A 15,257-nucleotide genomic window follows, 5' to 3' on the forward strand; every position below is an offset into this window, starting at 1 on the left:
CTCCTTCGTCGAAATGACAAGATTGTGGAAAAAGTAAACTTAAATTATTGACAACAATAAACCTCAGAGCCATTTCAGAAAAACTCTTTTAATATAAATTGCTTAACTTTATAAGTATTATTCTTAAAACGAATTAATTACAAATCAAAAAATATACTTATGAAATTGAAAACGATATTAACTATACTTCTTTTTACCATTTCTTTTGTTGGATTTTCTCAAAGTAATTGCACCACTTTAAAAGGATGCGAAAGAAAATTATGTGAATTAAACACAAAACTAACTGCCGCGAAAAAAGCTGGAAATCAAAATCAGATAAAAGGTATTGAAGAGGCTATTTCGCAAACCAAGAAAAACTGCACTACTAAAACAGTAAACAAAGATCTTGACAAAAAAGTAAAAGAAAAACAGCAAGAAGTAAACGAAAGAACTGCTGATTTGAATGAAGCGATTAAAGACAATGAAAGCAAAGAAAAAATCGACAAAAAAAGGAAAAAACTAAATGAAGCGAAAGCTGATTTAAATAAAGCTTTGGCGGAGCAGAAAACCAAATAATTTTATCTCGCAGATTTAGCAGATTTTAAACATAGCCCGCGGTTTCAACCGCGGGAAACGTTGTATGAGGAACCTGTTCTAAGGACTGAAATCATTGGCAATATTTATCTATTAATGAAAGTGCTAAATTTTGAAAACGCATCTTCTCGTTTTACGTTTTGCGTGAGGGATAGTAGCTGGCTACCGAAGTAGCGCGGATAGCCCGACCCCGATAATGCAGGCGGGCGAATAATCGCAAAGTAATTATGCCCGCTTGTATTATCGGGGGCACGCCCTAAATATTTTTATAGAAAAAGAATCATCAGCCACCAAAAAATCGGTACACTTTCTACCCAAAAGGAAGTGTAATATTTAGAGCGATTTGGATTGGCAAATGCAATAAACAACATCAGCATAATAACCATGATAAGATTTATAATCGCATCGTGATAATTGAATGTTGAAATAAATACTTCTAAAAACCAAAACGGAATCAATAATAGAAATCCTAAAAGTTTGGTTTTCTTAACGCCAATTGTCTGCGGAACGGTTTGTAGGTGCGGATCATCGTTTGCTAGATCCAGAATCTCAAAAACCAAAATCAACACAAAAACCAATATAAATCGCTGAATACATTTGATAAAGAAATCTGTTGTAAACGAAATTTCGGCATTTATGAGAGGCAAAACCAAAGTTGCACCAACCCAACAAAGCGCTACAATGTAAATTTTTACGCCCGCCCAGTTTCGGGCATTTTTTCTATTTGGAAAAAACGGTAATGTATAAAGTGCAGTTATGGCAAAAATTCCAACAGAAACAATTTGTGTAATTCGCTTTAAATGAAAAAAATAATATCCAACCAAAATCAGCGAAATAAAACTCAAAACGGCTATAATTTTTAGCTGCGTTCCTATTTGATTTTTCTTTACGCGAACCAGCGCATCATATTTTACGAAATTATATCCTACAATTGTGCCAAAAAAAACAAAAAGTGCCATCGGCTCATCATATTGAATATGAAATACATGAAACGTAATTCGCACAAGGGCGTAACAAGATAAAGCCACATGAATACTGCTATTTAGATAAAAATCTAAGATGCGTTTTGATACTATCATACCCCAAATCTAATATTTTATTAACAAACCAAGTCTTTGATTATAAATTTGATAAAAAATGAAGTTAAAAATACCTATTAAATTAGTAATAATACTTAATTTTGCGCCACAAAAAAACAACACATTTACTTTTAAATGTGATTCGTACCATAAAATGGTGTACGAGCACATTAATTAAAAAAACTTAGATAGCTACATGAAAACAGATGCTTTTGCTTTAAGACACATTGGTCCAAGAGAAACTGATCTTCAGCATATGCTGAAAACTATTGGAGTTGACTCAATCGAGCGACTTGTTTATGAAACCCTTCCAGATGACATTCGTTTAAAAGCACCTTTGAATTTAGATCCTGCGATGACCGAGTACGAATTTGCAAATCACATTCAAGAATTAGGAAGAAAAAACAAAGTATTCAAATCTTATATTGGATTGGGTTATCACCCAACTATTGTTCCTGCTCCAATTCAAAGAAACATCTTTGAAAACCCAGGATGGTATACAGCTTACACACCTTACCAAGCAGAAATTGCTCAAGGTCGTTTGGAAGCTATTTTAAATTTTCAAACTACAGTTATTGAATTAACTGGAATGGAAATTGCCAATGCATCTTTATTAGATGAAGGTACTGCAGCTGCAGAAGCTATGGCTTTATTATTTGATGTTCGTACAAGAGATCAAAAGAAAAACAATACTCATAAATTCTTCGTTTCTGAAGAAATTTTACCTCAGACTTTATCTGTACTTCAAACACGTTCGACTCCAATTGGAATTGAATTAGTTGTTGGAAACCACGAAACATTTGATTTTTCAAATGAGTTTTTTGGAGCAATTTTACAATATCCAGGAAAATATGGGCAAGTAAACGATTACAGTGCTTTTGTTGCTAAAGCAAAAGAAAACGAAATTAAAGTTGCCTTTGCTGCTGATATTTTATCATTAGCCGCTTTAACTTCTCCGGGAGAAATGGGTGCAGCAGTTGTGGTTGGAACTACTCAACGTTTTGGTGTACCAATGGGTTACGGTGGTCCTCACGCAGCTTACTTTGCAACTAAAGACGAATACAAACGCTCTATGCCGGGTCGTATTATTGGAGTTTCTGTTGATACAAATGGAAACCGCGCTTTACGTATGGCTTTAGGAACTCGCGAGCAGCACATCAAACGTGAAAAAGCGACTTCAAATATTTGTACTGCTCAGGTTTTATTGGCAGTTATGGCTGGAATGTACGCGGTTTACCACGGACCAGAAGGTTTAAAATACATTGCAAATAAAGTTCATGCATCGGCGGTTACTACTGCTGAAGCCTTAAATAAAATTGGAGTTTCTCAAATTAACTCAGCTTATTTTGATACTATTTTGGTAAAAGCAGATGCTCAAAAAGTAAAAGCTATTGCTGAGAAAAACGAAGTAAACTTCTTCTATCCTGATGCTAACTCAGTTTCGATTTCATTAAACGAAACGACTTCTATTGCCGACATCAACCAAATCATTGCGATTTTTGCTGAAGCTTTAGGAAAAGAAACTGTTACGGTTTCTGAATTAACTGAAGCTAGTCAATTACCAGCTTCATTAGAAAGAACTTCATCTTTCTTAACTCATGATGTTTTCAACAATCATCATTCAGAAAGCCAATTGATGCGTTACATCAAAAAATTAGAGCGTAAAGATTTATCGTTAAATCATTCTATGATTTCATTAGGTTCTTGTACAATGAAATTAAATGCAGCTTCAGAAATGTTGCCTCTTTCAATGCCAAACTGGAACAGCATTCACCCGTTTGCACCAGTTGAGCAAGCTGAAGGTTACATTACAATGCTTAAAAAATTAGAACAGCAATTAAATGTAATTACTGGTTTTGCTGGAACAACATTACAGCCAAACTCAGGAGCTCAAGGAGAATATGCAGGTTTAATGGCGATTCGTGCTTACCACATGTCAAGAAACGAAGGTCACCGTAATGTATGTTTAATTCCATCATCGGCTCACGGAACCAATCCTGCTTCGGCAGCGATGGCGGGAATGAAAATCATTGTTACTAAAACGACTCCAGAAGGAAATATTGACGTAGAAGATTTAAGAGAAAAAGCGATTGAACACAAAGATGATTTATCTTGTTTAATGGTAACGTATCCTTCTACTCACGGAGTTTTCGAATCTTCAATTATTGAAATTACAAAATTAATCCACGATAATGGTGGTTTAGTATATATGGATGGTGCAAACATGAACGCGCAAGTTGGATTAACAAATCCTGCTACAATTGGCGCTGACGTTTGTCACTTAAACTTACACAAAACATTCGCTATTCCTCACGGTGGTGGTGGACCTGGAGTTGGACCAATTTGTGTGAACGAAAAATTAGTTCCGTTCTTGCCAACAAACCCAATCTTAAAAGTAGGTGGCGAACAAGCAATTACCGCAATTTCATCTGCTCCTTACGGATCTGCTTTAGTATGTTTAATTTCTTACGGTTACATTACAATGATGGGTGCTGAAGGATTAAAAAGTGCTACAGAGCACGCAATCTTGAATGCGAACTATATGAAATCTCGTTTCGAAGGTCACTACCCAATTCTTTATACTGGAGAATGCGGAAGAGCGGCTCACGAAATGATTTTAGATTGCCGTGCATTTAAAGAAAACGGAATCGAAGTTGGTGATATCGCAAAACGTTTAATGGATTACGGTTTCCACGCTCCAACGGTTTCTTTCCCAGTGGCTGGAACTTTAATGATCGAACCAACAGAATCTGAAGATTTAGCCGAGTTAGATCGTTTCTGTGATGCACTTATTTCAATCAGAAAAGAAATCGAAGCTGCAACTGCTGATGATAAAAACAATGTATTGAAAAATGCACCTCATACATTAGCAATGTTAACTTCTGACGCTTGGGATTTCCCTTATTCAAGAGAAACAGCAGCTTACCCATTAGATTACATTGCAGATAATAAATTCTGGCCATCTGTTCGTCGTGTTGATGATGCTTATGGCGATAGAAATTTAGTTTGTAGCTGTGCTCCTATTGAAGCTTACATGGAAAGCTAAGAATTAGCTTTTATAAATATCCAAACCCGACAGATTTCAAAAACCTGTCGGGTTTATTTTTTGTTTTGGATTTTAAGTTTCAGTTTATGATTGCTACTTTAAACCTGAAACTTTAAACTTTCTTCAAACAAAAGACTAAAGAAGAAATCTGATTTAAAGAAACATAACTTTCTGCTAATCTTTTGTGAAATTATTTCAATAAAATAAACATTACACCGAAAAAAAAATCAGTCCTAAAAACTATTTCAATCGTTTGAAATCTAGGAAATATTAAAAAATCATTAGAAAAAAAACAATATATCAACCTAAAAATCGTTTTTTCATAATTATATGCATGCATACTATTTTTTATGATAGTTATCATAATATTATTTATACATTAGCAATAAATTTATCGGATAATTAAGGGAAAAAATGAAAATAAAAATTATTGGTATTGGGAGCTATATTCCTAATCTAGAAGTAAAAAACACAGATTTTGATAAACATGTTTTTTTAAATGAGGATGGAACTCCTTTTGGTTATCCGAATGAAGTTGTAATTAAAAAATTTAAAGGCATCACTGGAATCCAAAACCGTCGTTATGCCGAACCTCAATATAATGCTTCTGATTTAGCTTTTTTTGCTGCACAAAAAGCAATTGCAAATGCAGGAATAGATGCCGAAACTCTAGACTATATTATTTTCGCCCATAATTTTGGTGATGTAAAAACAGGAACGCATCAAACAGATGTTTTGCCAAGTTTAGCAACTCGAGTGAAAAACAAATTAGGAATCAAAAATCCTAAATGTGTGGCTTACGATATTCTTTTTGGGTGTCCTGGATGGATTGAAGGCGTATTGCAAGCGAACGCTTTTATCAAATCTGGAATGGCAAAAAGGGTTATGGTAATTGGAGCCGAGACTCTATCTAGAGTTGTTGATGATCATGATCGTGACTCTATGATTTACTCTGACGGAGCTGGAGTTTCAATTTTAGAAGCATCAACAGATGAAACTGGATTACTATCTTATGAGAGCGCCACTTTCGCCAATGATGAAGCCAATTACCTTTACTTCGGAAAATCTTATAATCCAGATTTAGATCCAGACATCAAATACATCAAAATGTACGGACGTAAAATCTACGAATTTGCTTTAAGCAATGTTCCGTGCGCCATGAAAAGTTGCTTAGATAAAAGCGGTATTTCAATTGACGAAGTCAAAAAAATCCTGATTCATCAAGCAAACGAAAAAATGGACGAAGCAATTATCGAACGTTTCTACAAACTTTACGATAAAACGCCTCCAAAAGATATTATGCCAATGAGTATTCATGATTTAGGAAACAGTAGTGTTGCTACTGTTCCTACTTTATACGATTTGATTTTACAAGGAAAAATAGAAAATCACGAAATCAACAAAGGCGACGTTCTTATTTTTGCTTCGGTTGGAGCAGGAATGAACATTAATGCTTTTGTTTACCGATACTAGTCGCTTTTTTCAGTTTCATAGACTGAAAACTCTGATTGAGACTGAAAACTAAAAAAGTCCGCACTATAAGGTGCGGACTTTTTTAGTATATTTGCGACCTAATTAAAATCAAGAACGAGAGATTGTTCGTTCGCAATAACTATGTACGAAAAAACGTTTCCGAATAAAAGATTCAAACTTACCTTAGAGTTTTTACAAAAGCACGTTAGCACATCAGAAACTATTTTTGATTTTGGAGTTCCAAATCCGTTCTCTAAAATAATGGAAGAAAATGGATACACTGTAAAAAATACAAAAGGCGAAGATTTAGACAACAATCATACGGCGCTACAAACAGAAGAATATACTGTTTTTACTGCATTTGAGATTTTCGAACATTTACTAAATCCATATACCATTTTGCAAAATGTAAAATGTGATAAATTACTAATTTCAATTCCGTTACGCTTATGGTTTTCGCCAGCATATCGTTCTAAGACAGATATGTGGGACAGACATTACCATGAATTTGAAGATTGGCAATTAGATTGGCTTTTAGAAAAAACAGGCTGGAAAATAACCGACCGATTACAATTTACACATCCAGTAAAAAAGTTTGGTTTAAGACCTTTATTAAGATACTTCACTCCAAGATATTATATTGTTGTAGCTGAAAAAGTTAAGATCTAAGATTTTTGATTTATGATTTTAAAAAGCGGAAAAACCAATCTAAAATCTAAAATTTAAAATCTAAAATTTTTATATGAAATATTACATCGTCATTCCCGCACACAACGAACAAGATCTTATTGGTCTTACTTTACAATCATTGGTTTCACAAACTGTTTTGCCTTCAAAAGTTGTGGTTGTAAATGACAATTCGACTGATAAAACAGAAGAAGTTGTATTGGGTTTTGCAAAAGAGAATCCGTACATCTCTGTTGTAAATAAAACTTCAGATGCAATTCATATGCCGGGGAGTAAAGTGATTCAAGCTTTTCAAAAAGGTTTTGAAACTTTAGATTCTGATTACGACATTATTGTAAAAATTGACGGCGATTTAATTTTTCCTCCAAATTATTTTGAAACCATTATCAAACATTTCAAATCAGATCCAAGGGTTGGAATGGCTGGCGGATTCTGCTACATAGATAAAAATGGCGAATGGATTTTGGAAAACCTTACCGATAAAGACCATATTCGCGGTGCTTTAAAAGCATACCGCGCAGCAACTTTTCAGCAGATTGGAGGTTTACGTCCTGCAATGGGTTGGGACACTGTGGACGAATTGCTTTGCAAGTATTACGATTGGAAAATTGTTACAGACGAATCTTTACATGTAAAACACTTAAAACCAACTGGTGCAAATTATAACAAAACTGCTCGTTATAAACAAGGCGAAGCTTTTTATACTTTAGGATATGGTTTTTGGATCACTGCAATTGCTTCTGCAAAATTGGCAATGATGAAGAAAAAACCTTTTCTATTTCTAGATTACATTAGAGGTTTTTGGAAAGCGAAAAAAGCCAAAACTCCTTTATTAGTAACACCAGAACAAGCTAAATTTATTAGAAATTATCGTTTCCAGAAAATGAAACAAAAGCTTTTTTAATCTTAAAAAAATTAAAAAACTGCCAAGCCGAAACGGTAAACTGTAAACTAATCCTTAATTTAGCCAATATTTAAAAATTATGATGCTAATCCGTTATTTATCCCAAATCGGGAAATATTTTTTAATGCTGAAGGAAATTTTCAATAAACAGACTAAATGGCCTGTTATGAAAAACCTAATTCTAAAAGAAATCGATGATCTTATTATTGATTCACTTGGAATTGTTTGCTTTATCTCTTTTTTCATCGGAGGAGTTGTTGCCATTCAAACAGCGTTAAACTTAACTAACCCTTTAATCCCAAAATATTTAATAGGTTTTGCTACACGCCAATCTGTAATCTTGGAGTTTGCCCCTACTTTTATTTCGGTAATTATGGCCGGAAAAATGGGATCATATATTACTTCAAGTATTGGAACAATGCGCGTTACAGAACAAATTGATGCTTTAGAGGTTATGGGAGTTAACTCTGTAAACTATCTTGTTTTTCCAAAAATAATCGCTTTACTAATGTACCCTTTCGTAATCGGGATTAGTATGTTTTTAGGAATTTTTGGTGGATGGATGGCTTGTGCTTATGGAGGATTTTCAACTGGTGCCGATTTTATAATGGGAGCTCAAAAAGATTTCATACCGTTCCATATTACTTATGCCTTTATTAAAACTTTAATCTTTGCCATGTTATTGGCAACAATTCCATCTTTTCACGGATATTATATGAAAGGTGGTGCATTAGAAGTTGGTAAGGCAAGTACAACATCATTCGTATGGACTTCTGTTTGTATCATTCTTTTTAATTATATATTAACTCAATTATTATTAGGATAATGATAGAAGTAAAAAATATAGAAAAATCATTTGGCGATAGCAAAGTTTTAAAAGGCGTTTCAACAATATTTGAAACAGGAAAAACCAACTTGATTATTGGACAAAGTGGATCTGGAAAAACAGTTTTATTAAAAACATTATTAGGAATTCATACGCCAGATTCAGGAACAATTGAATTTGACGGAAGAGTTTATTCTGATTTGGACAAAGACGAAAAACGTGACTTGAGAACCGAAATCGGAATGGTATTTCAAGGAAGTGCTTTATTTGACTCGATGACTGTTGAAGAAAATGTAGCTTTCCCGCTAAAAATGTTCACCAATAATAGCAAAGCACAAATTAAAGAAAGAGTTGACTTTGTTTTAGAAAGAGTAAATCTTGTTGACGCTCACAAAAAATTACCTTCTGAGATTTCTGGAGGTATGCAAAAACGTGTGGCTATTGCACGTGCTATTGTAAACAATCCGAAATATTTGTTTTGTGACGAACCTAACTCTGGTCTAGATCCAAATACTTCGACTTTGATTGACAACTTAATTCAGGAAATCACAAAAGAATACAACATTACAACCGTAATTAATACTCACGATATGAACTCTGTAATGGAGATTGGTGAGAATATTGTTTTCTTAAAGAAAGGTCTTAAAGCTTGGCAAGGAACTAAAGAGGAAATCTTTAGAACTGACAACAAAGACATTGTAAAGTTTGTTTATTCTTCAAACCTTTTCAAAAAAGTAAGAGAAGCCTATTTGAAAGGCTAAAAGCTTTCAAAATTTAAATAAAAAAATCCCAAATTCCAGTTATTGTAAACTTTGAAATTTGGGATTTCTTTTTATTTAAAGTTAGGTGAATAAATTTCAAACTTTAATTTACCAGATTCCTCTAAAAATAATTTTAGCTCCTCTGAGTGTTTCTGTGAATTCAACTTAACTATTGATTCCTTTTCTAAATGATTTTCGTTTAAAAAAACAAAATCTTGAACAGCAAAATTATAGCTCACATCTGCACCTCCAGCGCTTAAGTACTCATTTCGCTGAAATGCTTTTTTATATAAAATAGAGAATATTTTATTCCCTTTTGCATTTATCTTTTTTGAATAGAAATTGAAATCTAAAAAAGACAATATCCTATAAAGTTCATTATCTTGAACTTTAAACCCAACTTTAGAAAATGTCAAAACCAATAAGGATATTCCAATCATTGAAAAAACAAATAACATAATAAAAAAGGCAACATTTAAATCTTTTATTTTGTGATTAATGAGTGTTTGCAAACCTACACATGAAAAATATAAGAAAAAAAATGTTGGCACTAAGAGTATTGCTTTTTGCTTAAACTCAAAATTGTCATTTAGTATTATTTTATTCATTATTCATTTAATTTTTTACTAAACATTGATTAGTTCCACTTCCGCATTCGGATTAAAAAGATATGTTTTCCCTGAGCTTATTTCGATGCATTCAAAACGTTTGGTACGAACGGCCAGTTTCTTGAAAATCTTTCCGTTTTTAATCCTAAAAACACTTCCATACGGAATTTCAAAAACATAGTTCTTATCATTATCCTTGTCATATTGTTTTAAAGCCAAAGACAAAGTGGTATCGGTGTCACTACTTGCTGAAGGATTTTTGAAATGTCTTGCCAACAAAGGCAATATTTGTCCAGGAAATATTTCCGGCCGAATAAACGGAACCATCAATCGCTGAAAAGTAAATTTCCACTCATTTCCATGCGGTTTTATATTTCGTCCAAATTTTTCAAAAGCAACTAAATGTGCAATCTCATGAATTAGCGTAATTAAAAACCGATATTTATTCAAACTTGCATTAACCGTAATTTCATGTTTTCCACTTGGTCCGCGTCTATAATCTCCGTGACGCGTTTGGCGTTCGTTTACAATTTTCAAATGAACCTGATTGGCCACTATCAAATCAAAAACAGGTTTTACTGCATGTTCTGGAATATATTTCGCTAAAGTATCGCTCAATTTAATTATGAATTATGAGTTTTGAGTTATGAGTTTTGAGTTATGAGTTTTTCGATTGGTTAAAAGAACAAAGACTTCGACTTCGCTCAGCCTGATAATTTATAATTAATTACGGATTCGTTGATGAAACCTCCAATACTTTTCCGTTAAAATACTTATTTCCATTTAATGTAAAATCATAAATATATGTTGCCATTCCCTCTGCTGAAATTGGTGCTTGATATCCAGGAAAAGCTTCATTAAGCATTTCTGTTTGAACAGAACCCAAAGCCAAAACATTAAATGAAATTCCTTTTTCTTTATATTCTTCGGCTAATAATTCAGTCAAAGTAATTACAGCGCCTTTGCTCGAACTATAAGCGGCTAATCCTGCGAATTTCAAACTTCCGCGAACTCCACCAATCGAACTAATCGTAACTACGTGACTTCCTTTTTCTAAATACGGAATACAAATACGAGTTAGATTCGCAACAGCAAAAACATTCACTTTATAAATATTTTCAAAATCTGCTTGTGTAGTTTGCTCAAAAGGTTTTAAAAGCAAAGCACCCGCATTATGAACTACTGCATCTACTTTTTTCCATGTCGAAGAAAGAAAATTTTCAACCTGTCCCAAAGCATTTTCATCTGCCAAATCAACAGACAGACAAGTTACGTTTTGATGTTCTATAAGTGCTTGTGGTATTTTTCTAGAAATGGCCAAAACCTGATGGCCAGCTTCAGCAAATTTTAAGGCTAATTCGTAACCAATTCCTCTGCTTGTTCCTGTAACGATAATATTTTTCATATCGCAAAAATAATCAAATGCTGTAAAACAGCCTCTTATTTGTTCATGGTTATTTCTTGAGTTGGCGAAACAGCAATTTTGGTTACTGCGGGCAATAATTCTTGTGTGAACGCCGTGATGTGTGGAATATCCATTAATTTAAATTCATCTGAAACATGATGATAATAATCAAAATTTTCAAAATCAAAAGTACTTAGAGATTGACATGGTTTTCCGAAAGCCTGAAAAAACGAATAATTATCAGATCTATAAAACAGCTTATACTCTGCTTCTTTTGGTAAAAATCCGATGGTGTTTTTTCCAGTGTACTCATTTATTTTTTGCGCCATATTCGATTTATCAAAACCAGTTATGTAAGCTAAAAAATCTCTTTTCATCGGAACACCAATCATCTCGATATTTAATTGCGTGTAAAGATTGAAATTTTGCTTTTTCAATTTCTCCACTAAACTTTTAGAACCTAACAACCCTTTTTCTTCTCCAGCAAAAAAGACAATTAATATACTGCGCTTGTTGGCTTTAGTTTTACTAAAATATTTCGCCATCGCTGCCACAGAAGTTACACCCGAAGCATCATCATTGGCACCATTATTAATTTTATCAGCCTGATCTTTTTGCTCAATACCAATATGATCGTAATGCGCGCTCAAAACAACAAATTCTTTTTTTAGTTCAGGATCTGTTCCCTCAATAACTCCAACAATATTAAACGCTGGCTTTTCGAAATTTGTCAAAGTATCACGATAAGTTTTAAAATACGGTTTGATTTTATTTTTCTTTAAAAAGTCTTCCAAAAAAACTGCCGCTTTTTCAATTCCTTTAGTTCCAGTTTCACGTCCTTCCATTTCATCAGAAGAAAGATACTTTAGAAAATCTGATATTTCAGATTCTTTTACCTCATAGTTAACTGTTATTGGTTTTGAATCTGATTTTGCCTCTTTATCATTTGTAGTTGAAGTTCCTGATTTACACGCTAAAAATATAAACGGAAGTAATAAGTATAATTTTCTCATGAGTTTTGTGCTTTTAATTGCTGATTGAAAGTAAAAATTTAATTGGACTATAAACTTATGAAAAATAATAGAATATTCATAAAAAAACCCTTTCAAACTAAAAGCTGAAAGGGTTTTAAAATTTATTTTGAAATTTATTTATCCTGCAATAACTGCTCTAGAAATTACAATTTTTTGAATTTCAGAAGTTCCTTCGTAGATCTGAGTGATTTTAGCATCACGCATTAAACGCTCTACGTGGTATTCTTTCACGTATCCGTTTCCTCCGTGAATTTGAACAGCTTCAACTGAAGTATCCATTGCAACTTGCGAAGCAAATAATTTTGCCATTGCACCGCTCACGTCGTAATTTTTATGATTGTCTTTATCCCAAGCTGCTTTCATACATAAATGACGCGCCGCTTCGATGTTTACAGCCATATCAGCCAATTTAAAAGCAATTGCCTGATGATTGCAAATTTCTGTTCCAAAAGCTTTACGCTCTTTAGAATATTTCAAAGCCATTTCGTAAGCTCCAGAAGCAATTCCTAACGCTTGAGAAGCAATTCCGATTCTTCCTCCCGCAAGAGTTTTCATAGCAAATTTAAATCCGAAACCATCTTCTCCGATTCTGTTTTCTTTTGGAACTTTAACATCAGAAAACATTAAAGAATGTGTATCAGAACCACGAATTCCCATTTTTTGTTCTTTCGGGCCAACTGAGAAACCTGGCATATCTTTCGTCATAATCAAAGCATTGATTCCTTTATGCTTTAATTCTGGATGAGTTTGTGCAATTACTAAATAAACAGAAGCTGTGTTTCCGTTAGTAATCCAGTTTTTGGTACCGTTCACTAAATAATGGTCTCCCATATCAATTGCAGTAGTTTTTTGCGAAGTAGCATCACTTCCTGCTTCAGGTTCACTTAAACAGAATGCTCCATGAATTTCTCCAGAAGCTAAACCTGGCAAGTATTTTTGTTTTTGCTCTTCAGTACCATATTCTTGTAATCCCCAGCAAACTAATGAATTGTTTACTGACATAACAACAGAAGCAGAAGCATCTATTTTAGAAATTTCTTCCATTGCAATAACATAAGAAATAGCGTCAAGACCGCTTCCTCCGTATTTAGGATCAACCATCATTCCCATAAATCCAAGCTCACCCATTTTTTTGATTTGCTCAGTTGGAAAAATTTGTTTTTCGTCTCGTTCAATAACTCCCGGCAATAATTCATTTTGAGCAAAATCTCTTGCTGCCTGCTGAATCATTAAATGTTCTTCGGTAAGATTAAAATCCATAGTAGTTTACTTTAAATGTTTTTCTCAACCAGATTTCAAAACAGATTTCTTTAGTTGATAGTTTTTTTATGTTTTTTGTGTTTTTTCGAAGCCTTTTTTTTAAAGCAAAGGCTTCCAAAGATACTTTTTAAAAGTGTAATTTACAATGCACGCATATAAAATTAATAGATCAGCAAAGATAACGATAACGTTTTCGTAATTATTTAGCTTTTTCTCCAAATGAGCATTAATCTCGCAACAATTCTTTTAAAATTTAAAAGTCTTTTTTTCTTTTTAAAGCATGTAAAAACGAACATTTTTGATGACTTTTTACCGCTCTTTCATTAAACAATTCTTAAAACACGTAAATCTACGTAAAACTAGTCTTACTAAATTGATTTTTAATGTAATACAAAAATTAAATGTAAATTTTACAGAAAAAAAACATATTAAAAATGAACCAAATATTAATAAATTAACATTATTTTTGACCAAAAAATAAATAATTGATAGAACATGAAAAAGATTTTACTATTACTAACATTCCTCTTAAGCTTACAATTTTCTACTGTTTCGGCACAAACTCAAATCGATGTTAATGGCGTAACAGTTCCTAGAAAAATAGATTTTCTGGGTAAGACTTTACAACTTAACGGTGCTGGTGGAAGATCAAAAATGTGGTTGGAAGTTTATGTACAGGCATTGTATTTATCTCAATTAGCGCAGGATCCTCAATTCATTATTGATAGTGATACTGAAATGGCAGTTAGAATCGAAATTACTTCTTCTATGGTTTCTTCAAACAAACTGACAAAAGCAATGAACACAGGTTTTGAAAAATCTGCAGGTGCAAATCTTGAACAATTACGTCCTAGAATTGAGCAGTTAAAAAGTTTCTTAAGCGATGCCATTACAGAAAAAGATGTTTTCATTTTAGCATACAACCCATTAGACCAAAATGTTTACGTTTCTAAAAACGAAGTTTTGAAAGGAAAAATTCCTGGATTCGATTTCAAAAAAGCATTATTCGGAATCTGGCTTTCTGACAAACCAGTAGACGAAACTTTGAAAAAACATTTATTAGGACAATAATTCTTAATTTTCTGAATATTCAAAAAGCCGTCCCGAAAAATTTCGGGACGGCTTTTCTTTTTTGTTTTATAAATTTGATGCAAAATACATTATTCGCATTATTCTATTTTATACATTTACGCAAAATAAACATATCACAACAAAATGAAAGATTTATTACAACAATTTGAAAACAAAGCACCTGAAATTGTTTTCAATTGGAAAGATTCAGAAACAGAAGCCGAAGGGTGGACTGTTATTAATTCACTTCGTGGAGGAGCTGCGGGTGGAGGAACAAGAATGAGAAAAGGCCTAGACATGAATGAAGTTTTGTCTTTGGCTAAAACTATGGAAGTTAAATTCTCAGTTTCTGGTCCTGCAATTGGAGGAGCTAAATCTGGAATTAACTTTGACCCAAACGATCCTCGCAAAAAAGGTGTTTTGCAGCGTTGGTACAAAGCCGTTTCTCCTTTGTTAAAAAGTTACTACGGAACTGGAGGAGATTTGAATGTTGATGAGATTCACGAAGTAATTCCAATGACAGAAGAATG

At 33.3% G+C, this 15,257-nt stretch carries 14 protein-coding genes and 1 pseudogene; 9 read left to right on the forward strand and 6 right to left on the reverse strand.

What is annotated here, in order from left to right; translation table 11 throughout:
- Positions 1-159 precede the first annotated feature (159 nt).
- Positions 160-555 carry a DUF1090 family protein gene (locus B3J44_RS14370; RefSeq protein WP_286969168.1) on the forward strand — a complete coding sequence of 132 codons (396 nt, stop codon included), beginning with the start codon at positions 160-162 and terminating at the stop codon, positions 553-555.
- Positions 556-839: 284 nt separating this feature from the next.
- On the opposite strand, the gene B3J44_RS14375 is transcribed toward B3J44_RS14370, so the two are convergent.
- Entirely contained in the window at positions 840-1,652 is an 813-nt protein-coding gene (locus tag B3J44_RS14375) for a hypothetical protein (RefSeq protein WP_286969169.1), read from the reverse strand.
- A 196-nt stretch (positions 1,653-1,848) separates the two neighbouring features.
- On the opposite strand from B3J44_RS14375, the gene gcvP reads away from it, so the two are divergent.
- The 6 genes from gcvP to B3J44_RS14405 all read left to right on the forward strand — a co-directional run bounded on the left by gcvP (position 1,849) and on the right by B3J44_RS14405 (position 9,349).
- Positions 1,849-4,698, forward strand: coding sequence for an aminomethyl-transferring glycine dehydrogenase (gcvP, locus tag B3J44_RS14380; RefSeq protein ID WP_286969171.1), 2,850 nt, complete (start codon positions 1,849-1,851; stop codon positions 4,696-4,698).
- 414 nt (positions 4,699-5,112) lie between these two features.
- Positions 5,113-6,171: a 3-oxoacyl-ACP synthase III family protein gene (locus B3J44_RS14385; protein ID WP_286969172.1), complete on the forward strand. Its 1,059-nt coding sequence runs from the start codon at positions 5,113-5,115 to the stop codon at positions 6,169-6,171.
- Positions 6,172-6,312: 141 nt separating this feature from the next.
- Positions 6,313-6,840, forward strand: a complete 528-nt coding sequence (locus B3J44_RS14390) for a methyltransferase (protein WP_286969173.1) — start codon at positions 6,313-6,315, stop codon at positions 6,838-6,840.
- A gap of 73 nt (positions 6,841-6,913) precedes the next feature.
- Complete coding sequence (locus B3J44_RS14395) at positions 6,914-7,762, forward strand: glycosyltransferase (protein WP_286969174.1); 849 nt, start codon at positions 6,914-6,916, stop codon at positions 7,760-7,762.
- Positions 7,763-7,841: 79 nt separating this feature from the next.
- A complete protein-coding gene (locus B3J44_RS14400; protein WP_198857822.1) occupies positions 7,842-8,588 on the forward strand; it encodes an MlaE family ABC transporter permease in 747 nt (248 codons plus the stop codon).
- A complete protein-coding gene (locus tag B3J44_RS14405; protein ID WP_198857823.1) occupies positions 8,588-9,349 on the forward strand; it encodes an ABC transporter ATP-binding protein in 762 nt (253 codons plus the stop codon). Before B3J44_RS14400 ends, B3J44_RS14405 begins: the two co-directional genes overlap by 1 nt.
- A gap of 71 nt (positions 9,350-9,420) precedes the next feature.
- Here the strand turns inward: B3J44_RS14405 and B3J44_RS14410 are convergent, their stop codons facing one another.
- The 5 genes from B3J44_RS14410 to B3J44_RS14430 all read right to left on the reverse strand — a co-directional run bounded on the left by B3J44_RS14410 (position 9,421) and on the right by B3J44_RS14430 (position 13,656).
- On the reverse strand, positions 9,421-9,957 hold the full coding sequence (locus B3J44_RS14410) for a hypothetical protein (protein WP_198857824.1): 537 nt from the start codon (positions 9,955-9,957) through the stop codon (positions 9,421-9,423).
- Between the two features lie 18 nt (positions 9,958-9,975).
- The gene (locus B3J44_RS14415) at positions 9,976-10,575 is read right to left on the reverse strand and encodes a SprT-like domain-containing protein (protein ID WP_286969175.1); all 600 of its coding nucleotides are present in this window, start codon (positions 10,573-10,575) and stop codon (positions 9,976-9,978) included.
- A gap of 109 nt (positions 10,576-10,684) precedes the next feature.
- On the reverse strand, positions 10,685-11,362 hold the full coding sequence (locus B3J44_RS14420; RefSeq protein WP_286969176.1) for an SDR family NAD(P)-dependent oxidoreductase: 678 nt from the start codon (positions 11,360-11,362) through the stop codon (positions 10,685-10,687).
- 35 nt (positions 11,363-11,397) lie between these two features.
- Positions 11,398-12,375, reverse strand: a complete 978-nt coding sequence (locus B3J44_RS14425; protein ID WP_286969178.1) for a M20/M25/M40 family metallo-hydrolase — start codon at positions 12,373-12,375, stop codon at positions 11,398-11,400.
- Between the two features lie 138 nt (positions 12,376-12,513).
- Entirely contained in the window at positions 12,514-13,656 is a 1,143-nt protein-coding gene (locus B3J44_RS14430; protein ID WP_286969180.1) for an acyl-CoA dehydrogenase, read from the reverse strand.
- 495 nt (positions 13,657-14,151) lie between these two features.
- Between B3J44_RS14430 and B3J44_RS14435 the strand changes: the two genes are divergently transcribed.
- Positions 14,152-14,727 carry a chalcone isomerase family protein gene (locus B3J44_RS14435; protein WP_198857830.1) on the forward strand — a complete coding sequence of 192 codons (576 nt, stop codon included), beginning with the start codon at positions 14,152-14,154 and terminating at the stop codon, positions 14,725-14,727.
- Between the two features lie 144 nt (positions 14,728-14,871).
- Positions 14,872-15,257, forward strand: a pseudogene (locus B3J44_RS14440) (Glu/Leu/Phe/Val dehydrogenase dimerization domain-containing protein); the annotation flags it as partial.

It is taken from the genome of Flavobacterium sp. UBA4854, assembly GCF_002399805.1.
In the GTDB taxonomy this organism is placed as follows: domain Bacteria; phylum Bacteroidota; class Bacteroidia; order Flavobacteriales; family Flavobacteriaceae; genus Flavobacterium; species Flavobacterium ginsengisoli.

What these genes read in the sequence shown, in the direction of transcription:
- B3J44_RS14420 (WP_286969176.1), bottom strand. Translation starts at nt 11,362, where the DNA reads ATGAAAAATATTATCGTTACAGGAACAAGCAGAGGAATTGGTTACGAA.
- B3J44_RS14425 (WP_286969178.1), bottom strand. Translation starts at nt 12,375, where the DNA reads ATGAGAAAATTATACTTATTACTTCCGTTTATATTTTTAGCGTGTAAA.
- gcvP (WP_286969171.1), top strand. Translation starts at nt 1,849, where the DNA reads ATGAAAACAGATGCTTTTGCTTTAAGACACATTGGTCCAAGAGAAACT.
- B3J44_RS14395 (WP_286969174.1), top strand. Translation starts at nt 6,914, where the DNA reads ATGAAATATTACATCGTCATTCCCGCACACAACGAACAAGATCTTATT.
- B3J44_RS14385 (WP_286969172.1), top strand. Translation starts at nt 5,113, where the DNA reads ATGAAAATAAAAATTATTGGTATTGGGAGCTATATTCCTAATCTAGAA.
- B3J44_RS14390 (WP_286969173.1), top strand. Translation starts at nt 6,313, where the DNA reads ATGTACGAAAAAACGTTTCCGAATAAAAGATTCAAACTTACCTTAGAG.
- B3J44_RS14410 (WP_198857824.1), bottom strand. Translation starts at nt 9,957, where the DNA reads ATGAATAAAATAATACTAAATGACAATTTTGAGTTTAAGCAAAAAGCA.
- B3J44_RS14430 (WP_286969180.1), bottom strand. Translation starts at nt 13,656, where the DNA reads ATGGATTTTAATCTTACCGAAGAACATTTAATGATTCAGCAGGCAGCA.
- B3J44_RS14405 (WP_198857823.1), top strand. Translation starts at nt 8,588, where the DNA reads ATGATAGAAGTAAAAAATATAGAAAAATCATTTGGCGATAGCAAAGTT.
- B3J44_RS14400 (WP_198857822.1), top strand. Translation starts at nt 7,842, where the DNA reads ATGATGCTAATCCGTTATTTATCCCAAATCGGGAAATATTTTTTAATG.
- B3J44_RS14435 (WP_198857830.1), top strand. Translation starts at nt 14,152, where the DNA reads ATGAAAAAGATTTTACTATTACTAACATTCCTCTTAAGCTTACAATTT.
- B3J44_RS14375 (WP_286969169.1), bottom strand. Translation starts at nt 1,652, where the DNA reads ATGATAGTATCAAAACGCATCTTAGATTTTTATCTAAATAGCAGTATT.
- B3J44_RS14370 (WP_286969168.1), top strand. Translation starts at nt 160, where the DNA reads ATGAAATTGAAAACGATATTAACTATACTTCTTTTTACCATTTCTTTT.